This is a genomic window from Nitratireductor lacus (assembly GCF_056431025.1).
The window spans coordinates 88,756-108,598 of the sequence record NZ_JBWKMB010000004.1; the positions used below are offsets into that span (position 1 = coordinate 88,756).

At 61.7% G+C, this 19,843-nt stretch carries 16 protein-coding genes; 5 read left to right on the forward strand and 11 right to left on the reverse strand.

Going from position 1 to position 19,843, the window contains the following annotated elements:
• Positions 1 to 50: 50 nt before the first annotated feature.
• The 6 genes from AC07E3_RS04740 to AC07E3_RS04765 all read right to left on the reverse strand — a co-directional run bounded on the left by AC07E3_RS04740 (position 51) and on the right by AC07E3_RS04765 (position 7,457).
• Positions 51 to 1,058, reverse strand: coding sequence for an NAD-dependent epimerase/dehydratase family protein (locus AC07E3_RS04740; protein ID WP_478360451.1), 1,008 nt, complete (start codon positions 1,056 to 1,058; stop codon positions 51 to 53).
• The gene (locus AC07E3_RS04745) at positions 1,055 to 1,492 is read right to left on the reverse strand and encodes an EamA family transporter (protein WP_090326855.1); all 438 of its coding nucleotides are present in this window, start codon (positions 1,490 to 1,492) and stop codon (positions 1,055 to 1,057) included. Before AC07E3_RS04745 ends, AC07E3_RS04740 begins: the two co-directional genes overlap by 4 nt.
• A gap of 111 nt (positions 1,493 to 1,603) precedes the next feature.
• Positions 1,604 to 2,953, reverse strand: a complete 1,350-nt coding sequence (locus AC07E3_RS04750) for an FAD-binding oxidoreductase (protein ID WP_478360452.1) — start codon at positions 2,951 to 2,953, stop codon at positions 1,604 to 1,606.
• A gap of 3 nt (positions 2,954 to 2,956) precedes the next feature.
• Positions 2,957 to 4,390 carry a UbiA family prenyltransferase gene (locus AC07E3_RS04755; protein ID WP_336068160.1) on the reverse strand — a complete coding sequence of 478 codons (1,434 nt, stop codon included), beginning with the start codon at positions 4,388 to 4,390 and terminating at the stop codon, positions 2,957 to 2,959.
• Positions 4,391 to 4,611: 221 nt separating this feature from the next.
• Positions 4,612 to 4,884: a hypothetical protein gene (locus AC07E3_RS04760; RefSeq protein ID WP_374730083.1), complete on the reverse strand. Its 273-nt coding sequence runs from the start codon at positions 4,882 to 4,884 to the stop codon at positions 4,612 to 4,614.
• A gap of 107 nt (positions 4,885 to 4,991) precedes the next feature.
• Entirely contained in the window at positions 4,992 to 7,457 is a 2,466-nt protein-coding gene (locus tag AC07E3_RS04765) for a mechanosensitive ion channel domain-containing protein (protein WP_478360453.1), read from the reverse strand.
• A gap of 200 nt (positions 7,458 to 7,657) precedes the next feature.
• Here AC07E3_RS04765 and AC07E3_RS04770 point away from each other — a divergent pair, with 200 nt between their 5' ends.
• The 4 genes from AC07E3_RS04770 to AC07E3_RS04785 are packed head-to-tail and all read left to right on the forward strand — an operon-like array spanning position 7,658 to position 12,776.
• A complete protein-coding gene (locus tag AC07E3_RS04770; protein WP_478360454.1) occupies positions 7,658 to 8,917 on the forward strand; it encodes a sarcosine oxidase subunit beta family protein in 1,260 nt (419 codons plus the stop codon).
• A 10-nt stretch (positions 8,918 to 8,927) separates the two neighbouring features.
• Entirely contained in the window at positions 8,928 to 9,203 is a 276-nt protein-coding gene (locus tag AC07E3_RS04775) for a sarcosine oxidase subunit delta (protein WP_478360535.1), read from the forward strand.
• The gene (locus AC07E3_RS04780) at positions 9,200 to 12,193 is read left to right on the forward strand and encodes a sarcosine oxidase subunit alpha family protein (RefSeq protein WP_478360455.1); all 2,994 of its coding nucleotides are present in this window, start codon (positions 9,200 to 9,202) and stop codon (positions 12,191 to 12,193) included. The genes AC07E3_RS04775 and AC07E3_RS04780 overlap by 4 nt, the downstream gene beginning before the upstream one ends.
• A complete protein-coding gene (locus tag AC07E3_RS04785) occupies positions 12,186 to 12,776 on the forward strand; it encodes a sarcosine oxidase subunit gamma (RefSeq protein ID WP_478360456.1) in 591 nt (196 codons plus the stop codon). Before AC07E3_RS04780 ends, AC07E3_RS04785 begins: the two co-directional genes overlap by 8 nt.
• Before the next feature lie 113 nt (positions 12,777 to 12,889).
• Here AC07E3_RS04785 and AC07E3_RS04790 read toward each other — a convergent pair whose 3' ends face one another.
• Both AC07E3_RS04790 and AC07E3_RS04795 read right to left on the reverse strand, forming a co-directional pair.
• Complete coding sequence (locus tag AC07E3_RS04790) at positions 12,890 to 13,480, reverse strand: EF-hand domain-containing protein (protein ID WP_478360457.1); 591 nt, start codon at positions 13,478 to 13,480, stop codon at positions 12,890 to 12,892.
• 130 nt (positions 13,481 to 13,610) lie between these two features.
• On the reverse strand, positions 13,611 to 14,318 hold the full coding sequence (locus AC07E3_RS04795) for a nitroreductase (protein ID WP_322338808.1): 708 nt from the start codon (positions 14,316 to 14,318) through the stop codon (positions 13,611 to 13,613).
• A 205-nt stretch (positions 14,319 to 14,523) separates the two neighbouring features.
• Between AC07E3_RS04795 and AC07E3_RS04800 the strand changes: the two genes are divergently transcribed.
• On the forward strand, positions 14,524 to 15,726 hold the full coding sequence (locus AC07E3_RS04800) for a pyridoxal phosphate-dependent aminotransferase (RefSeq protein ID WP_336068143.1): 1,203 nt from the start codon (positions 14,524 to 14,526) through the stop codon (positions 15,724 to 15,726).
• A gap of 112 nt (positions 15,727 to 15,838) precedes the next feature.
• Here the strand turns inward: AC07E3_RS04800 and AC07E3_RS04805 are convergent, their stop codons facing one another.
• The 3 genes from AC07E3_RS04805 to AC07E3_RS04815 form a co-directional block, all read right to left on the reverse strand.
• A complete protein-coding gene (locus AC07E3_RS04805; protein ID WP_336068140.1) occupies positions 15,839 to 16,021 on the reverse strand; it encodes a DUF3008 family protein in 183 nt (60 codons plus the stop codon).
• Positions 16,022 to 16,088: 67 nt separating this feature from the next.
• On the reverse strand, positions 16,089 to 18,191 hold the full coding sequence (locus AC07E3_RS04810; protein WP_478360458.1) for a 3-hydroxyacyl-CoA dehydrogenase NAD-binding domain-containing protein: 2,103 nt from the start codon (positions 18,189 to 18,191) through the stop codon (positions 16,089 to 16,091).
• A complete protein-coding gene (locus AC07E3_RS04815; protein WP_336068134.1) occupies positions 18,191 to 19,558 on the reverse strand; it encodes an acetyl-CoA C-acetyltransferase in 1,368 nt (455 codons plus the stop codon). The genes AC07E3_RS04810 and AC07E3_RS04815 overlap by 1 nt, the downstream gene beginning before the upstream one ends.
• Positions 19,559 to 19,843 lie beyond the last annotated feature (285 nt).

Genomic DNA, 19,843 nt, shown 5'->3' on the forward strand with positions numbered 1-19,843 from the left:
CCTTGCCCCTTTCGTCTCGGTCTTTGTCACGACGGTCATGGCGACCTCCCCTATTCGGCCGGAACCTGGCTGGCGCCAACGGCCTGGCCAGATTTCTTGGCACGATATTCGTCATAGGCGGCGATCAGCATGTCGCCGTCATTGTATTGCGGGACCCAGCCAAGGTCGCGCTCGCCCTTGGAGACGTCGAGCACGCACATCTCGTCGGCGATCAGATACTGCTCGGGGTCCATCAACGGCATGTTCATCCAGTCGAGCATGTCGAGCGTGCGTTTCACGGCCCAGCCCGGCGTGGGCAGGAGCAGGGATTTCGAGCCCGCATGCTTCACCAGATCGCCAAGCAGCTTGCGCACCGGCGGCGGGTTGAGCGAGCCGAGATTGTAGGCCTCGTTCGGCACGCCTGCCTTCCACGCAAGACGCGCGGCTTCCGCGCAGTCGAACACGGAGATGAACTGATAAGGGTTCTTGCCTGCCCCGATCATCGGCACCGGCAGGTTCATGTCGATCAGCTTGAACAGCTTTTCGAGAATGCCCAGACGTCCCGGCCCGATGATGAGGCGCGGGCGGAACAGGGAAATGTTCATGCCCCGCTTGCGCCATTCGGCTGCCAGCACTTCCGTGTCGAGCTTGGACTGGCCATATTCGCCAAGTGGCGAAACCGGGTGATCCTCGGTCATCGGATAGGTGACGGTGTGGCCGTAGATCATGTCGGTGGTGAAGTGGACGAGGTTTTTGGCCCCCGCCTTGTCCATCGCCTCGATGATGTTGACCGTGCCGTGATAATTCACAGGATAGAAGAAATCATGCCGCTTGGCGCGCACCTGGATCGGCGACAGCATCTTGGCCGAGAGGTTGTAGACCATGTCGTCGGCCTTCATGCCCACGGCCTCGACAGCGGCCGGATCGGTCACGTCGCAATGGACGAATTCCACCTGGCGGTAGTGCGGCAGGTCGCTCTTCACGATGTCGGCGACAATGACCTCTTCGCCATCGGCCACGAGCTTGGGGGCCAGGTGCCGGCCGACGAAGCCGTCACCGCCAAAAATGATATGTCTCATTGGATCATCGACCTTTCGGACTGAAGTTTGTCTTTTGCGAGCGCTGCCTGTTCTTCAGGCATTTCGCGGCCGCTCTGCGCGATCAGCACGGTGCCGACGCAGATCAGCGCGATGCCGGCGATGCGGTAGGCGTTCAGGTCTTCCTTGAAGAGGAAGTAGGCGAACACCGCCACCGCCACATAGGCAAGGCTCAGAAACGGATAGGCGAAGGACAGCTCGACCTTGGAAAGCACGTAGAGATGCGACGCCATGGAGATGACGAAGACGCACAGGCCGGCAAAAATCCACGGGCTGAAGACGATCTGAAGAATCTTCAGGATCGGGTTCGCGCCCGCAAAGCTCAGATCGCCAAGCGTCATCATGCCGTGTTTCAGCATGAGCTGTGCAGCCGCGTTGGTCATCACCGTGAAGAGTATGAAGGGTATGTATTTCATCTTGTCCCGCCCGTCCCTGTCATAGCGCCCTCTTGCAAACAAAGCGTGAAGCGCTGGATATAAATTGCATCTTTTGCGTGAAGTTCTTGCGTTTGGCTGACCCACGCCCGTTTATTCGGCTGCATGACGTTCACCCTTCACGCTTGCCGGCAATTGCAGAGCCGTGCGCCGCCAGAAATCGGAAAGAAACGCAGGATCCCGTTGTGCTTCAAGATCGCGCCAGCCTGGAAAAGAGGCCTCGAACAGGGCCGCCCCCATGCGCGCGTCCTTATAGGGATTGACCGCGCCACCCGCCTCCACCGTCATGCGGTCGAGGCGCTCGAAGAGCGCGTGGGTGGCCGAACCCGCATTGGAGAAATCGAGTGTCAGCGTGTAGCCCGGCCTCGGAAACGAAAGAATGCCCGGTGAGGCAACATCGCCGAAGCGCTTGAGAACGGTGAGGAAAGAGGCCTGACCGGCCTCGCGCGCCGCCGCCATCATGGCCGGTATGGTCTTCCGCGCGGCCTCGAAGGGCACCACGCTCTGATGTTGCAGGAGACCGCGCGGACCGTAGAGCCTGTTCCAGTGGCGCACCGCATCGAGCGGGAAGAAATAGCTTTCGTAAGACGAGCGCCGAACACCCTCCGCCCGCGCCTTGCTCCAGGCGAAAGCACGGTTGAAAGCGGCAAGCGACCACCGGTTCAGGAAATTGACCGGAGGCCGGAAAGGGACCGCAAGCCGGCGAGCGGAGGGCGCGCGGTAAACGGCCCCGCCCTCGGCATGATTTGCCGTCAGCAGGAAGCCCCTGCCCGCGTTCGCGCCAGAAGCAAGCTGGTCGAGCCAGGCCACCGCGTATTCGTTCCCGGCGTCGGCATCAGCCGCCAGGTCGAAATACTCGTCGAGCCCGGAAAAGCCACGCACGCGCTCGTTCACATCGACGGAGGCGACCTTCATCAGTCTGATCGTCGCGTCGAGGATCAAACCTGTCAGCCCCATGCCGCCAATGGTGGCGCGAAAGAGCTCCGCGTTCTCCTGCGCGCTGCAATGGCGGGTCTCGCCATCGGACCGCAGCAGCGTGAAGGAAACCACATGACAGCCGAAAGTACCGCGCCGGTGATGGTTCTTGCCATGCACATCATTGGCGATTGCCCCGCCCAGCGTGACAAACTGCGTGCCCGGCACCACGGCCGGAAACCAGCCTTTCGGACCGACATGAGCGATCAGGTCCGACAGCATGAGACCGGCCTGCGCCGTAAGGAGCCCGCTTTCGGCATCGAATGCCAGAACACGGTTCATGGAGCGCATGTCGATCAGCGCGCCGGCATCGTTCAGGCAGGTATCGCCATAGGACCGGCCATTGCCATAAGGCAGCACGGAGGATGGCAGCCCCCGGCCCGCCCGCAGACGCTCGACCGCATCTTCAGCGCCAATCGCCTGAGCCGTGCTGCTGCGCACCAGTCCGAATGCCGAATAATCAGCCATGCTTCAGAACCCCGCCGTAAAGAGGAGCACCGCACCAAGAACGCCAAACAACTGGCTGCGCCAGTCGCTGATGATGAAGACGATGGGATCGTCGTGCATCTCGTCGCGCCGCGCCAGGATCCACATGCGGATTGTGATGTAGAGGACAATGGGGCAGAGCGGCCAGATCAGCCAGGGCATCTCGTAGAGATCGCGCACGGCGCTGCTCTGAATGTAGAGTGCCAGAACCATGGCCGAGGAAAAGGCGGAGGCCATGCCGGCCTGTGCGATGACTTCCTGATCTTCGGTGCGATAGCCCCGCCCTGCGATGCGCTCGCCTGCGGGAAGCTCGGTGGAACGCAGTTCCACATAGCGTTTGACCAGCGCCAGGGAGAGAAAGAAGAAGACGGAGAAGGCCAGGAGCCAGAATGAGACGCCAATCATGGTCGCCGCGCTGCCGGCAAGAATACGCACCGTGTAAAGCCCCGCCAAGGTCAGCACGTCGATGAGGAGCATGCGCTTGAGGGAAAGGGAATAGGCGGTGGTGGCAATCAGATAGCCAATCAGCACCAGGCCGAAGAGTGGCGGAAGAAAAAGCGCCGTTGCGCCGCTTATAGCCAGAAGCACGAGCATGGACGCGAAACCGAACGGGATCGAAAGCGTGCCGCTTGCGAAAGGTCTGTTCCGCTTCGTGGGATGCCGGCGATCAAGGCCGAGATCGAAGAAGTCGTTCAGAATGTATATGGCGGACGCTGCCGTGCTGAACGAGACGAATGCCAGGACGCACAGGGTCAACAGCGGAGCATTGAAATATTCGTGGCTGAGGATCAGCGGCACGAAGATCAGGCTGTTCTTGAGCCATTGATGCACTCTGAGCATCTTCACATAGGTCTTGAATGTGGGCTTCGCCGCCTCGAGAAGCTCGCCGCCATTCCTCGCCTGCCAGCGAGAAGCCGCGCGGTCGGGAGCAACGACAACGGCCCTGCGCGCGGCATCGAAGACCGCGATATCGGCGCGGCTGTTGCCCGCATAATCGAACCCGCCATCGCCGAATGCCTCGACCAGCGCGTCACGCTTCATGCCGGAGGCCATGTTGCGACCGGGCTCTGTGGAGATGACCTCGTCAAAAACGCCCAGATGCAAGGCGATCGCATCGGCAAACTTTTTGGGCGAAGCCGTTGCCAGGACGATGTGACGGCCATCCGCCCTGTCCTTGCGCAGCTGAGCCAGAAGGTCCTGCCGATAGGGCAGTCCCGCGGCATCCAGATCGACACGCGACGCAATTTCGCATTTCAGCCGCGCCTTGCCGCCCATCAGCCAGAACGGCAACAGAAAAAGACAGAGGGGCCGGCGGCGCAGGAGAAGAAACAGACTCTCCCACAACAGATCGGTCGCAATCAGAGTGCCGTCGAGATCGACAGCCAAAGGCACTGCATTGCGTTCGGATCGCGCGTCCATAAAAGCCCCCGCATAAAAGACCGTTCTTCCAACGGCCTTACGCGAAATGAGCTTCCAAAGTCTGAAGCGACAGACAGTCGGAGCAAACCCGCAAGCAGATTTCAGGAATACGCTTAAAGTTTCCCTAAGGGCACCTGGCAAATACCTTGTAAGAACAGCAAAAAACTCCGGCAATCACTTGCCGGAGTTTGCAAAACGTCTCGAACCCATGTTGTGCGGTTCTACCGCACGCGGCCGCGGCCTTCCGAAATCTCGACAGTTTCGGAACCGGTCAGCACTTCGCGGTCGCCATTGGGCATCGTCACGAAGCAGCCGGCCGAGCAGAACTCAATGGTTTCGCCTGCGCCGACCACGATTTCGGATTGCGAACCGCCTTCCGTCACAACGATGGTTCGCGGTTCGCTGTCACGGTTGACGACACTGGCCGCGAAAGCCGCGCCGCCTGCGACCAGCAGCGTCACGGCTGCAAGTAAGAATGTCTTCATGGTCTTCATCGGTGTGTCACCGCCCCTGTAGCAGCGGGCCATGCAGCCCCTTTTCGCTTCGTTTATAGAGATTTCAACCTGAACGGCAACTGAACGACATATTCAGGCGATCAGGATTATTCCGGATCGACCTTGCGCCGGCGTCGGCGCCGGCCCGTTGGCATATCATCCTGCTCTTCCTCAGTCTCATCCGCCGGCTCTTCATCCATCGGCGTCTCATCGGGCTCCTGTGCCCTGAACAGCCCGGACCGCACGTGGATATCGCGTTGCGGAAACGGAATTTCGATCCCCTCGGCCTCGAATGCATCGACGATGGCAAAGCGGATATCGTTCTGCACATTCAACTGCATGAGGATATCGGAAAGATACACACGGATCTCGAAATCAAGCGACGAGTCGCCGAAACCGGCGAACAGAACGAACGGCTCCGGGTTCTTGAGAACAAGCGGATGTGACTTGGCGATTTCCAGCAGAATCTCGTGAACGCGTCGCACATCGGAGCCATAGGCGACACCGATGGGTATCTCCATGCGCCCGAGCTTGTTGCGATGGGTCCAGTTGCCCACGGCGGCATTGATCAGTTCCGAGTTCGGCAGGATCACCGACTGGCGCTGGAACGTTTCGATCTCCGTTGCACGCACGGAAATCTTCTTCACTGTGCCGGACACGCCGCCCGCGACGATCCAGTCGCCCGCCTTGAACGGGCGCTCGGCAAGAAGGATCAGGCCCGAGACGAAGTTCGAGACGATGTTCTGCAGCCCGAAGCCAATACCGAGTGAAAGGGCACCGGCCACGAGGGCCAGATTGGAGAGGTTGATGCCGGCCGCAGAGATACCGATCAGGGCAGCGATCACCAGCCCCACATAGCCGATGCCTGTGCGGATGGAATTGCGCACGCCTGAATCCATGCGACTGCGCGCCATGACCTTGCCGTCGAGCCAGCTCTGAAACCAGCGCGTGACGAAATAGCCGACCACGAAAACCAGAATACCGGTGAGAATGCCGACGATGGAAAACGACAGGGAGCCGACCTGGATCCTGCCGGCGATACGGTAGCCCCAGGCCGTCAGATCCGCCCAGCGGAATCCCCATTGCAGAAGAATGAGCGGCACGCCGATCAGGACCACGACCGTGTTTATAAGCATGCCGGTGACCAGACCGAGCTGATCGAGCGCGGTCTCATCGAAAGCGGTGTACCGCTCCAGCCGGCGCGCCAGCCAGGAATTGGCGAAAGCGCCTTCCGACGTGATCGCCCCGGCCGTCAGGAAGCCGATATACATGGTCGCAACGATCGCACCCGTCACCACCGCCTGCTGCGAAAGGAACCGCGCAAAGCCGATATAACCGAGCATGGCCGCGATGATGATCGCGGCCCCGAGGGCAAACAGGAGATAGCGGAACTTGAGCGGCCATTGTTTGGGCCTGCCCTCCTCGTCATCCAGAGGGCTGACACCGCCAATCGCCATGATGAGCAGGCCCACGATCACGGTGGCCACGAGGCTGGTCGCCACCGTCAGCGAAAGCTGCGAACCGAACAGCGAGTAGACCTGATCCATGAAATAATCGAAACCGGTCGAGACCGCCGTGAAAACCGCTAGCACGAGCAGCCATTGTGCCGCCTGCGAACGCACGGGCAAAAGCCGCCAGTTCGGTCGCCGGGGCGCAAGAATGGCGCGTGCGAGACGGTAGACGAAATAGACAAGGAGGATGACGGAGAAGAGCGACCAGAGAAGCGGCGCGATATCGCTGCGCAGCAAGCTGAAGTAATCAAGGAAGTAGTAGGTTGAAACCAAAAAGACGCCGATCGACAGCGACGGAATGAGCGTGGAGAACAGCGCCAGCGAAAGGCGGCTGAGATAGGTGGGTTCCGTCTCGGTCGGGTCCGGCTCGATGAAATCGCCGAACAGACGCCGCCCCCCGAAAAGCAGCGCAAGGGCGGCGATCGTTGCGAGCGCCGTGGCAAGCAGAAGTGAATTAAGGCGATATTTGACGACAAAAGTCAGCCAGGCGGAAACCCGCTTGTAGACCCGCCCCACCTCCTGCGTGAACTCACCGGCCACATCAGAGCTGAGCGCCGCGGAAACGTCGTAGCGGCGCGAGAGCGTGCGCGTGAAGAGGTCGCGCCTGAGTTCGGCGATCTCGTCCACAACGCTGTTGATGCGCACGGAAAGCCGTTCGGCATCGCCGATCAGCACGTTGAAACTCGCCTTCTCGTCGAGCAGGCGGGTACGTTCGCGCGCCACCTCCTCGGGTTCGGCCGGTTCCCCCTCCTTGCGCGGCTCACCCAGTTGTTCGAGCCGCGTGTTGATCTCCGTTAGCCTTGGGCGAAATGCCAGGCTGGCATCGAAAACCTCGCGCGCGAGCCTTTCCAGCTCAACACGAAACGCGACGAGTTCGCCGTCATCAGCGGCCTGATCGTCAACCTCCTTTTCCATCCTGTTGACGGTGGCTTCGATCCCGGAGAGCTTTTCGCGCTGGGTCTGCAGAAAGTTTTCCGGTCCCTGCGCCGCCGCCGGCACAAACACGGCAAACTGGAAAACAAGGCACAGGAGAACCGGCAGGGCGCGAAGCTTCAACAACATTTCTGTCAGTCTTCTCACGGAATCACATGCAATCGGAGGTCGGTGTCGATACGCGGACATTGCCTGAGCCACGCCTGTGCAGCAAGCTTATCGGCGCATCAGGGTCGGGTCTGTGCAAAGCCATGGCGCTTTATTTGCCTCAGGCGTCTGGGGTGTCCTATAGCTTTAGGCCGGGTTCTGGCAAAAAAGAATGGCGGCGCATGGCGGAATATTCAGCTCTTTCGCTTCTGAAAAATGCTCTTTCAGGCAATCGCGACTGGAAACCGGCCTGGCGCAAGCCCGATCCCAAACCGAGATACGACGTCATCGTCATCGGTGGCGGTGGCCATGGACTGGCAACCGCCTATTATCTCGCAGCCGAACACGGCATCACCAACGTTGCCGTACTGGAAAAGGGCTGGCTGGGCTCTGGCAATATCGGCCGCAACACCACGATTGTGCGATCCAACTATCTTTTGCCCGAATCCGTCCGTTTCTACGAATTTTCCATGAAACTCTGGGAAAACCTCTCCCATGAGCTCAACTACAATGTGATGTTCTCACAGCGCGGCGTTCTGAACCTTGCCCACAGCCCCGGCCAGGTCGACGCTTTCATCCGCCGCGGCAACGCCATGCGCCATGGCGGCGTGGACGCCGAATGGCTGACGCCGCAGCAGATCGCACGCAAGGTGCCGGGGCTGGACACCTCCGGCTCGGCGCGTTTTCCCATCGCCGGCGGGCTTCTGCAGCCGCGTGCGGGCACGGCCCGCCATGACGCGGTCGCATGGGGCTATGCGCGCGCCGCCGACCGGCGCGGTGTCGACCTGATCGAGAATTGCGAGGTGACAGGCTTCCTGCGCGACGGCGATCAGATCACCGGCGTCTCCACCACAAGAGGCGACATTCGGGCAAAGAAAGTGGCGCTGGCGGTTGCCGGCAGCACCAGCCGGGTGTTGCAGCGTGCCGGCATCGAACGGTTCCCTATTGAGAGCCACGTCCTTCAGGCTTTCGTTTCGGAAGCGATCAAGCCCTTCGTGAACTGCGTCGTGACCTTCGGCGCAGGCCATCTCTACATGTCGCAGTCCGACAAGGGCGGGCTGGTCTTTGGCGGCAGTCTCGATTTCTACAATTCCTACGCCCAGCGCGGGAACCTTCCCACGGCGGAAGACGTGATGAGTGAAATCTGCGCCATGTTCCCCGCCGTCGCGCGGCTGAGACTGCTGCGCTCCTGGGGCGGCGTCATGGACATGTCGATGGATGGGTCCCCCATCATCACCAGAGGGCCCCTGCCCGGCCTCTATCTCAATTGCGGCTGGTGCTATGGCGGGTTCAAGGCAACGCCTGCCTCCGGCTATTCCTTCGCCTGGACCATCGCCAGGGACGAACCCCACGCCATCAACGCGCCCTTCACGCTCAGCCGCTTCGAGCGCGGTGCGGTGATTGACGAAACGGGCCATGGCCCGACACCCAAACTGCATTGAGGGACACGCCATGCTGATCGACTGCCCGCATTGCGGCCCCCGCGACCTCGCCGAATTCTCCTATCAGGGCGACGCGACACGCACGCGCCCTGATCCCGCTTCCACTGATACGAAAGCCTGGCTCGACTATGTCTATAACCGGCCGAATCCGGCAGGGCTGCACCGTGAACACTGGCAGCACGCCGGTGGATGCCGCGCGCATCTGGTGGTGGAGCGCGACACGCTGACCCATGAAATTCGCTCGGTCGCCTTCGCCAGAAGTGCGGACAGCGGAGACGCCGCATGAGCCCCCGCCGCACCAGAACGGGCGGGCTGATAGACCGCGCCCGCACCATTCGCTTTACGTTTGATGGCGAGAGCTACACCGGTCATGCCGGAGACATGCTGGCCTCGGCGCTTCTCGCCAATGGCGTTTCGCTCGCGGGCCGCTCGTTCAAATATCATCGCCCGCGCGGTGTCTTCAGCGCCGGTGTCGACGAACCGAACGCGCTCGTGACCCTGTTGCGCGAAGGCGTGCGCGAGCCCAACATTCCCGCCACGCAGGTCGAAATCTATGACGGTCTGCGTGCGGAAAGCCAGAACCGCTTTCCATCCCTCGCCTGGGACCTCGGTGCGATAAACCAACTCGGCGGCCGACTGATCGGTGCGGGCTTCTACTACAAAACCTTCATGGGTCCTGTGATCGGGCCACTGAAGGGCACGCGCTTCTGGATGATGTGCGAACATTTCATACGCCGCGCCGCCGGTCTTGGCAGAGCCGATTACGAGGCCGACCCCTCGCGCTACGAGCGGGTGAACGCCTTCTGCGACGTTCTGGTTGTGGGCGGAGGCATCGCCGGCCTGATGGCAGCCGAGGGCGCGGCAAAGGCTGGAAAACGCGTAATCCTCGCCGAACAGGAACCGCAGACAGGCGGCTTCGCCCGCTGGTCGGGCGAGACCCTCGACGGAAAGCCCGCCCATCAATGGGTGGCGGAGCTGACGGAAAGGCTCACCCGCTTCGACAATGTGCGTCTCTTACCGCGCACGGCGGTCTGGGGCTATTATGACGGCAACACGCTGGCAGCGCTTGAGCGCGTCCACGATCATGTGGCCCGCACGCCGAAGGGCCACCCGCGCCAGCGGCACTGGACAATCCGAGCCCGCGACGTGGTTCTGGCGACGGGCGCACTGGAACGTCCGATCGTCTTTCCCGGCAACGACCGTCCCGGCGTCATGCTGGCCGGCGCCGCGCGCCGCTATGCCGCAGAATTCGGCGTTTTGCCCGGGAACAGGACCATCTTCTTTACCAACAATGACAGCGCCTACGAGGCTGCGGTCGCCATCAAGCGCGCTGGCGGCCATGTCGCAGCCCTTATCGACGTGCGTCCACGGATCGGCGATGCAGCCACGGCACTTGCAGCCGAGGCGGGCGTGGTGCCGCTGACCGGTCACGCCGTCGTCGGCACAAAAGGCAGCCGTGCGTTATCGGCTGCGCTTGTTCAGGCGTTCGACGCGGAAACGGGCAGGCTTTCGGGAGACGCAAGGCCGCTTGAATGCGAAAGTCTCGCGGTTTCCGGTGGCTGGCAGCCTGTTCTTCACCTGGCAAGCCAGGCGGGCGCAAAGCCGGTCTGGGATGAGGATAAACAGGCATTCCTGCCACCCGAGCCAGCACAACGCTGGACAGGCGCCGGCGCATTCCTTGGCAAATTCGGCACCGCCGATGCACTTGCGAGCGGCCGCGATGCGGGCCTGAAATGCGCCGGCAAGCGCCCATCCCGCGCCAGACTGCCTGAAATCGTGCCCGAAGCACTCAGTCCTGCGCCAGCGCCGGTTCTTGAAATTCGGGGCAAGGGCAAAGCCTTTGTCGATTTCCAGCACGATGTGACCGCCGACGATGTGCGGCTCGCCCATCGCGAAGGTTTCGTCAGCGTCGAGCATCTGAAACGCTACACGACGCTCGGCATGGCGACCGACCAGGGCAAGACCTCCAATGTCCCGGGGCTGGCCATTATGGCGGCAGCACGCGGCATCACGATCCCCGAAGCCGGCACCACGCGGTTTCGCCCGCCCTACTCCCCGGTGGCCATCGGTGCTTTGGCTGCGGAACGCTATGGCGACCTCAAGCCAGAGCGCTTCACTCCCATGCATGACTGGCATGTGGAACACGGCGCCGAGATGACCCCGGCGGGTCTCTGGCACCGCCCGCTGGTCTACGCAAGTGCCGGTGAAACGGTCGAACAGGCTTACATCCGCGAGGCAGCGGCGGTGCGTCGCTCCGTGGGCATTGTTGATGTCTCCACACTGGGCAAGATCGCGGTCAAGGGCCCCGATGCCGCCACCTTCCTTGATCGCGTCTACACCAACACCTTCTCCACGCTGAAAGTCGGCAGGGCCCGCTACGGTCTGATGCTGCGCGAAGACGGCATCGCCTTCGACGACGGCACCACATGGCGTCTCGGTGAAACCGACTTCCTGATGACCACGACCACCGCCAATGCGGGTCCGGTGATGCAGCATCTGGAGTATTGCCTCGATGTTCTCTGGCCCGATCTCAGGGTGCACCTCACCTCGGTGACGGACCAGTGGGCGGGCGCTGCGATCGCCGGCCCCAAGGCCCGCGCCGTGCTGGAGCGCTGCGTGACGGGAACCAAAGTCGACAATGAGACGCTGCCCTTCATGGGCATTGTTCATGGCCAGATTGACGGTGCCTCCGTCATGATCTGCCGCCTCTCCTTTTCCGGCGAACGCGCCTATGAGGTTTATTGTGGCGCCGGTCATGGGCAGCATGTGTGGGAAGCGCTGATGGAAGCGGGCGAACCCTTCAACATCACGCCCTACGGCATGGAGGCGCTTGGCGCACTGCGCATCGAGAAAGGGCACGTGACAGGTGCCGAGATCGATGGCCGGACCACGGCCCGCGATCTTTATCTCGACTGGATGCTGTCAAAGAAAAAGCCGTTCATCGGTTCGGGCCTGATGGACCGCCCTGCCCTGATCGACAGGAACCGGCTGCGGCTCGTCGGCATCGTCTCGCTCGATGGCCAGAAGCTCGGCGGCGGCGCGCATCTGGTGGAACGCAATAATCCTGATGAGCCGGGAGAAAGCATCGGTCATGTAACGGCCTATTGCTACTCACCGGCTCTGCAGAAATATATCGGCCTCGCGCTCGTCAGGGGCGGCAAGGCGCGCCACGGAACGCGGATCTTCCTTTCCGATCCATTGCGCCGGCGCTTCGGTCAGGTGGAGATCGTCAGCCACCATTTCTTCGATCCGGATGGGGAGCGCATGCATGGTTGAGCGCGCATCACCGCTGGGCAGCGATTTCCGCCCCGGCTCCTATGGTGACTTTGCTAACGGAAGCGGCGTCACGATTTCCGAAGCCTTGAAGGGCTCGATTGTCGAGGCCAGTGCCTGGCCCGGCAAAGAGAAAGCACTGGCAGAAAGCATTTCCGCCACCTGCCGTCTCAGGCTTTCGGCCTTGCCCGGAAACGGCGCGGCCAGCCGCGAGGGCACCTGCGCCCTCAACATCGGTCCCGGCCGGTTTCTCGTAAGCGGGATGGATGAAGCTCTGGCGGGGGATCTCATTGCTGCCATTGGCGACGAGACCGGCACCGTGACCGATCTCTCCCACGGCCGCACGGTTGTGAGCATCGAGGGTCCGCAGGTGGAATGGGTTCTGGCAAAGCTCTTCGCGCTGGACTTCAGCCCGGCTGCCTTCCCGGTCCATGCCGGCCGGGCGACGGCGCATCACGAGGTGTTCGTGCAAATCCAGCGCCGGGGCGCGAAGCGCTTCGAGCTCTACGTTTTCCGCTCGTTTGCAAGAGCTTTTGCCAAAACGCTTTGCCGGGCGGCAGAAGATGTGGGCTATACAATTAGATAGGTTCGGAAGATAGGCCCGGCGCGGCGACACCGGACCTATCGGCCGGTTCGCGGAAGCCCCAGGCGAACCGGCTTGATCGTCCGGGAGGCAGTTCGTACCTCCCGGCATTTTCGTCAGCCATTGTCGGCGTCGGGTGCCATCTCAGCCGGCGGTTCGCCCGGACGCATGTCACCGCGCGGTCCACCACCGTGGTCGCGCTTGTGATGCATCATCTTTCCATGATGCCCGCCGCGCCTGTCGGCCATCTGGCGGAATCCGCGGCGCATTTCACGCTGGTCGACCTTGCCGTCGTCATTGGCGTCCATGAGTGCAAAGCGCTTCGCCTGCTGGCTTTCGATCTCGGCGATGGTGACGGTGCCATCACCGTCAATGTCGAGACGCTGTGCGGCACGCTTCGCCCGGCGCTCGACAATGCGCTCCGTGACCATGTCCTGAAGCTCGGTTTCTGAAAGCACCCCGTCACCATCGGCATCGGCGGCCTTCAAACCTTCCAGACGCACTGCGGAAAACTCTTCAATGGTGATGCTGCCGTCACCGTCTGCATCAAGACGGTCAAAGCCTCGCATCGTCTTGCCGCCTTTGCCTTTCATGCGCTCGCCGGCAGCCTGGGGCACAGCCCCGTCTGAAGAAGCCTCCTGGGCAATGGCGGCAGAACCGGCGATCAGGCTCAGAGCCATGGCCGACAAAAGGATATTGTTCTTCATGTCTGTCTCCTCGTAGGGGCGCCGCAAGGGAAGCGGCAGGGAACGAAGAGACCTTGGCCGATCGCACATTACGACGACCTTGCCGGGAAATTACAATTTCGTAAGCAACCGTCGGTGCGGAGAACAGGCCTTAGCGAACGAAGGAAACGAATTCCTCCAGCGGCGCACGTTCGCTGCGCAGTGCGTTTTCCGGTTTCGAGACATCCTCATGGCCGAGCGCCATGCCGCAGACCACGATTTCCTCGTCGGGAATGCCGAGGATCGGGCGAATCTGCCTGTGGTAGGGAGCGAATGCCGCCTGCGGACAGGTATGAAGATCACGCCCCCGCGCGGCAATCATCACCGATTGCAGGAACATGCCGAGATCGACCCACGAGCCCTTGTTCAAACGGCGGTCGATGGTGAAGATCAGGCCGACGGGCGCATCGAAGAAGGTAAAATTCCGGTCGTGCTGGGCGCGCATGCGCTCGACTTCGCGCCGGCCGATGCCCAAAAGGCTATAGAGCGCATAGCCCACCGCACGGCGCCGTGCCAGATAGGGCTCGAAAAACTTGTCCGGATAATATTTGTACTCGTCCCACTCGATCTTTTCCGGACGTACGCCGGAAGAAAGAATCGCCTCGGACAGCGCCTCTTTGCGCTCGCCGGAAACCACATAGACCTTCCAGGGCTGCATATTGGTGCCGGAGGGCGCGCGCGCGGCAACGCGAAGAATGTCCCTGATCGTCTCGTCGTCGACCGGGTGCGGCAGAAAGGCCCGCACGGAGCGACGTGTCAGCATCGCCTCGTCGACAATCTCCGCAGCAGACAGTTCGTTCTTCTTCTCAGGGGCCAACATGCCGCCATCCTTCCTGGAAGTCTCAACGGATCTGCGACAGGCCCCCTGCATCAATATCGCAATCCGTTCAGGACCAAATGCACTCATTCACTATGCTGTTCTCACGCCGGTCGATTTGCTACAAGGCCGACCAATGCGCCGGTCCTCGTAGTCGAAGGGCCTCTCTTTTTCAAGTCGAATGCCAAGATCGCCCCTGGAGCCACCAATGCCAAAGCCCTCATCCCGCATTTCAGGCATCGTCCCGTCCGGCAAGAATGGCTGGGAAATCCACTTCGCCGCCATGACCCGAAAGCAGGCTGGCGACAGGGTCATCATGCTCTCGGTCGGCGACCATGATTTCGACACGCCGGAAGGGACGGTCGAGGCCTGCGTCGAAGCCGTGCGGGGCGGGCATCACCACTATACCCAGCTTCCCGGCCTTCCCCGTCTGCGGGCGGCTCTGGCAGCGCTTTCGCAGGAATGCACCGGCACGGAGACCAGCCCTGACGAGATCATGGTCACCATTGGCGGCCAGGGCGCGCTTTACGCTGCCTTTCAGGCAGTGCTCGATCCCGGCGCCCATGCGGTGATCGTCTCGCCCTACTACGCCACCTATCCAGGCACGGTACGCGCAGCCGGCGGGCGCTATACGGAGATCGAAACCCACGCGGAAAACAATTTCGAACCCAGCCTCGCGGAAATCGAAGCGGCCCTTGAAGCCGATACACGCGCGATCCTGATCAACTCGCCGAACAATCCCACTGGCGCGGTCTACTCCCGTGAAACGATCGAGCGCATTGCGGAGATCTGCCGCGAACGCGACCTGTGGCTGCTCTCGGACGAAGTCTACTGGACGATCCGCTCCGAAAAGGAGCACATCTCGCCCCGCGCCCTGCCCGGCATGAAGGAGCGGACGCTGGTCATCAACTCGCTGTCGAAGAGCCATGGCATGACCGGCTGGCGTGTCGGCTGGCTGACGGGGCCCGCCGGGATGATCGCCGTGATGACCAACCTCAATCTGGTTGCCACCTATGGACTGCCCGATTTCACCTCTCATGCGGCCATTGCCGCCGCCGAAAACGGCTTCGGGCTGCGCGAGATCGCGGAGCTTTACACGCGTCGCCGCGAAGCGTTTCTCGATGCCATACGCGGCATGAACGGCGTGATCGTGCGCGGCTCGGAAGGCGGCATGTATGTCATGCTCGACATCCGGGCCATCGAAGAGGATTGCGAAAAATTCGCATGGGATTTCCTCAACGAGGAAGACGTCGCGGTGTTACCCGGTGCCAGCTTCGGCAACGCGGCCAGGGGGCATATTCGCATTTCCATGTGCCAGGACGAAGAAACCCTGCGCGAAGCCGCAAAGCGCCTGCAGCGTTTCATCGCGGCCCGGCTCGACAAATCAGGGCAGACCGCAGCCGCCGGCTAGATCGGCGTGCGTCCATCCGGACGCATAAAGGACGATCCAAACCATTGATGGAGCATCGGAACAATCCGAAAACCGAATTCCACTTTTCGGTCCGATGCTCTAAGTCGGAGCCTCACGTCTTTCTCTCTGGCAGACCTTTGCGGTCCGTCTCCGCCAGATCTTCGAGCTCCGCTTCGCTCATGGTCTCATACATTTCCTTTGATGCGCCCTGAAGCTGGGATTTGGGCATGTCACCGCGCTTCGCCGCGAGCGCGGCACCTGCCGCCTTTTGCTGCGCCTTGGATTTTGCCGGCATTCTTATCTCCTCTGGCTTGCCGCCCCGGAGAATAAGGCTTCAGAACCGGCAGGGTTCCCGATTTCTTTCAGGTCACCGGCAGTTTCACCCAGTGCGGGTCCGGTGCGAAGCGATCGCCGTATTTTTCCTGCAGGCGTTCGAGCACGGCGATGATCTCGGCGAATCCTCGGGCGCGCGCATATCGCAGAGGCCCGCCACGAAACGGCGCAAAGCCCGTAGCGAAGATCATCGCCCCCTCAAGTGTTTTCTCGTCGCCGACAACGCCTTCCCGCAGGCAGGTCACACAGGTGTTGAGCATGGGCAGGACAAGCCGGTCTGTCATGGCGGGATGCGGCGCGAGACGCTGCCCGCTCTTCCGGGGCTCGCCATTCCGGTCGTACTCATATAGCCCCCGGCCCGCCTTTCGGCCGGTTCGCCCTTCCGCAACCATCGTCTCCAGCCAGCCGGGCACATCCGGCAGCGGCGTGTCGAGGCCGGACTTCATGGTTCGGGCCACTTCGAGGCAGATGTCCAGACCGACACGGTCGGCAAGCTCGAGCGGCCCCATCGGCATACCGAACGAGACGGCCGCCTGATCGATGGTTTCCCTGCGCACACCCTCGTCAAGCATCAGGAATGCCTCGGTGATGTATGGCGTCAGGATACGGTTGATGAGGAAGCCCGGCGAACTTTTCACCGGTGCGGGCAGCCTGTCGATGGAGCCGCAGAAAGCCGCCAGCCGCGCCTGCGCCGCATCCGAAACCTTGTCATGCGCGACGACTTCAACAAGTTCCATACGCGCCACGGGATTGAAGAAGTGCAGCCCCAGCAGCCTTTCGGAAAACGGAACAGCCGTGCGCAGCTCGCTCAGGGGAATGCTTGATGTGTTGGTCGCAAGAAGCGCATCCTTTTTCATGAGCGGTGCGACTGCCTTGAAGACCTTGCGCTTTACCTCGGCCTTCTCCGCCACCGCCTCGATCACAAGATCGGCCTGCCTCACACCGTCGCCCGCAAAATCCGGTATCAGGCGGTCGAAGGCATCGCGCCGGTCAATCTTGCTGTAGAGGCGTTTGTCGAACAGCTTTCCAGCCCGGCCGATTGCAGCGGCAAGCACCTTTTCATCGAGATCGGTGAGTGTCACACGCAGGCCGCGCGCCGCACACCATGAGGCGATGTCACCGCCCATGGTACCGGCGCCGATGACATGAACATGGGCAATGCCGCTCTTCCCCTTGCCCCCGGCCTTCAGGGCCTCGCGCAGGAAAAAGACGTGAATGAGGTTCTGCGCTGTCTCGCCGGTCAGCAGACGCGCAAAGGAGCGGATTTCCTCCTTCTGCATCACCTCTTTTTCCCCGCCGCCGTGCTGCTCCCACAGATCGATCAACCGATGGGGCGCCGGGTAGTGCTCCTGCGGGGCGCGTTTTGCGGCCAGGGAACGCATCTTCCGTGCGGCAATGCCACGAAAAAGCGAAAAACCACTCAGCCCGGCGCTGCGCCGTGGCCGCTTCAGTTTCCCGCCGATGGCTGCCTTTACGGCATTGCCGACGTGCCGCTCTTCAATCACGGCATCGATGAGCCCGAGCGCCTTCGCCTTCCCGGTGTGAACGGATTTGCCCGTCAGCATCATCTTCATGGCCTCGACGGGGGCAATCAACGCTGGAAGCCGGAATGTACCGCCGAGACCCGGGTGAAGCCCCAGAAGCACTTCGGGAAAGCCGAACACCGCGCCTTCGACGGCGATCCGGAACCTGCAGGCGAGCGCCAGTTCAAGCCCGCCACCAAGACAATGGCCGTGGACAATCGCCACCGTCGGCATCGGCAGGGCCGCCAGCCGGTCGACGATTTCATGCGCCCGCGTCATACGGGCTTCAACCGCTTCCGTCTCGCTCACACCTGAAAAATCACGAATGTCAGCACCGGCAATGAAGCCCCCGGCTTTGCCAGAGCGGATGACCAGCCCCTTGGCCTGCATCGTTTCGATCGTACCCAGCAGGGTTTCCAGCTCAGCCATGACCGCTTCAGAAAGCGTGTTGGTGCTCTCCCCGGCGCGGTCAAGCACAAGCCAGGCAATCGCATCCGCATCCCTTCGCAAAGACCAGTGCGTGGTTTTGGCGACTTCTTTCGTATCGCTACCGAGCGAAAGCCGGTTTTGAGCGAGATGCTCGCCGGCGGATATCTTTCGAACAGCCATCAGACCACCTCCACCAGCATCGCACCGCCTAGGCCACCGCCGATACACTCGGTCGCCACACCGCGTTTCTCTCCACGCTTGCGCATGGCGTTCACAAGATGAAGCACGATCCGGTTTCCGCTGGTGCCCACCGGATGACCGAGGCTGATCGCCCCTCCATCCACATTCAGGCGTTTCCGGTCGATGCGCCCGAACGGTTTTTCAAGTCCGAGAACGTCGCGGCAGTAATCCGCATCCTCCCACGCCGCAAGGCAGGCAAGCACCTGCGCCGCGAAAGCCTCATTGAGCTCCCACAGGTCGATATCGTCACGGGCAAGCTTGTGGCGTTCAAGCAGGACGGTCGAACACAGCGTCGGCCCCAGCCCCATGATCGATGGATCGAGGCCCGACCACGCGCTATCGACAATCTGCGCCAGCGGCGTCAGCCCGTGCTTCTTGACCGCGTCTTCAGATGCGAGAACGACCCATGAGGCCCCATCGGTGATCTGCGAGGAGTTGCCCGGCGTCACGCTGCCATAGGGTTTTTCGAAAACCGGCTTCAATTTGGCCAGCCGCTCCATCGACGTGTCGGGGCGAACGCCGTCATCGTGTTCATAAAGCACGCCTTCACGCGTCACGGCGGGAATCACCTCCCCCTTCAGCGCACCATTCTTCTGGGCCCTCGTCAGACGTTGATGGCTTTCAAGCGCGTAGGCGTCCGCCGCTTCCCGGGATATGTTGAAGATGTGGCCGATCTTTTCTGCCGTCTGCCCCATGTTGAGCTGGGTAACGGGGTCCGTCAGTCCGCGTTCGAGCCCGATTACAGGTTTCAGCATGCGCATCCTGAAGGCGCCCAGAGCGGACAGTTTTTCGGGCAGTGACCTGGCGAAGGCGAACCGGCCGAACCATGCCGCCCCCTCCTGCGGCCACACCAGCGGCGCGTGCGAGAGCGCTTCTGTGCCTCCGGCCAGAATGAGATCCGCCTTTCCCGACTGAATGGTTCGGAACGCGGTATCGATCGACTGCATGCCCGAACCGCAATTGATCTGGACGGTGAAGGCCGGCATCGCGTCGCCCATGCCAAGCCGCAAAGCGGCAACCCGCGCAGGGTTCATCTCGTCGGCAATCACATTGACGCAGCCCAGAATGACCTTGTCGAAACTCTCTGGCGAAAACGGCTGTCTCGCCAAGAGCGGCCGTCCGCACTGGACGGCAAGATCCACCGGCGTAAACGGCCCCGGCTTCCCCCGCGCTCGGAGGAACGGGGTCCGCGCTCCGTCGACGATAAAGACCGGTCTCTCCGCAGCCGACCGGCCGGGCGCACTGCGCCGCTGGCGCGACGGTGTCTTGCGGGTCTCACTCTTCTGCTTCCGGGGCATTTGTGCCATTCAACACACACCTCTCCTTACAAACCAGACGATGAGCGATTGTTCAGCCCTGCTGCGGCAGTTGAGCATCATTGTCTTTGAAGACACAACCGTTCGGTCTTTTCCTAGTTCCCGATTCGGCTTCATTCCCAATAACGCCGGCTTTAAGCCACAATTGTCTGGCCACACCCGATAAGCCACATTGGCCGCGCCAGCGGTTTGTGGTTTAACCGCACTGTTTTGCAGCATACGGGCGGCGGACGTTAACGTCACGGCAAGGTTGGTGACCGACACTTCGGCTCGAGA

Coding starts and splice junctions, on each gene's coding strand:
- AC07E3_RS04740 (WP_478360451.1), bottom strand. CDS start 1,058: ATGAGACATATCATTTTTGGCGGTGACGGCTTCGTCGGCCGGCACCTG.
- AC07E3_RS04745 (WP_090326855.1), bottom strand. CDS start 1,492: ATGAAATACATACCCTTCATACTCTTCACGGTGATGACCAACGCGGCT.
- AC07E3_RS04750 (WP_478360452.1), bottom strand. CDS start 2,953: ATGGCTGATTATTCGGCATTCGGACTGGTGCGCAGCAGCACGGCTCAG.
- AC07E3_RS04755 (WP_336068160.1), bottom strand. CDS start 4,390: ATGGACGCGCGATCCGAACGCAATGCAGTGCCTTTGGCTGTCGATCTC.
- AC07E3_RS04760 (WP_374730083.1), bottom strand. CDS start 4,884: ATGAAGACCATGAAGACATTCTTACTTGCAGCCGTGACGCTGCTGGTC.
- AC07E3_RS04765 (WP_478360453.1), bottom strand. CDS start 7,457: ATGTTGTTGAAGCTTCGCGCCCTGCCGGTTCTCCTGTGCCTTGTTTTC.
- AC07E3_RS04770 (WP_478360454.1), top strand. CDS start 7,658: ATGGCGGAATATTCAGCTCTTTCGCTTCTGAAAAATGCTCTTTCAGGC.
- AC07E3_RS04775 (WP_478360535.1), top strand. CDS start 8,928: ATGCTGATCGACTGCCCGCATTGCGGCCCCCGCGACCTCGCCGAATTC.
- AC07E3_RS04780 (WP_478360455.1), top strand. CDS start 9,200: ATGAGCCCCCGCCGCACCAGAACGGGCGGGCTGATAGACCGCGCCCGC.
- AC07E3_RS04785 (WP_478360456.1), top strand. CDS start 12,186: ATGGTTGAGCGCGCATCACCGCTGGGCAGCGATTTCCGCCCCGGCTCC.
- AC07E3_RS04790 (WP_478360457.1), bottom strand. CDS start 13,480: ATGAAGAACAATATCCTTTTGTCGGCCATGGCTCTGAGCCTGATCGCC.
- AC07E3_RS04795 (WP_322338808.1), bottom strand. CDS start 14,318: ATGTTGGCCCCTGAGAAGAAGAACGAACTGTCTGCTGCGGAGATTGTC.
- AC07E3_RS04800 (WP_336068143.1), top strand. CDS start 14,524: ATGCCAAAGCCCTCATCCCGCATTTCAGGCATCGTCCCGTCCGGCAAG.
- AC07E3_RS04805 (WP_336068140.1), bottom strand. CDS start 16,021: ATGCCGGCAAAATCCAAGGCGCAGCAAAAGGCGGCAGGTGCCGCGCTC.
- AC07E3_RS04810 (WP_478360458.1), bottom strand. CDS start 18,191: ATGGCTGTTCGAAAGATATCCGCCGGCGAGCATCTCGCTCAAAACCGG.
- AC07E3_RS04815 (WP_336068134.1), bottom strand. CDS start 19,558: ATGGCACAAATGCCCCGGAAGCAGAAGAGTGAGACCCGCAAGACACCG.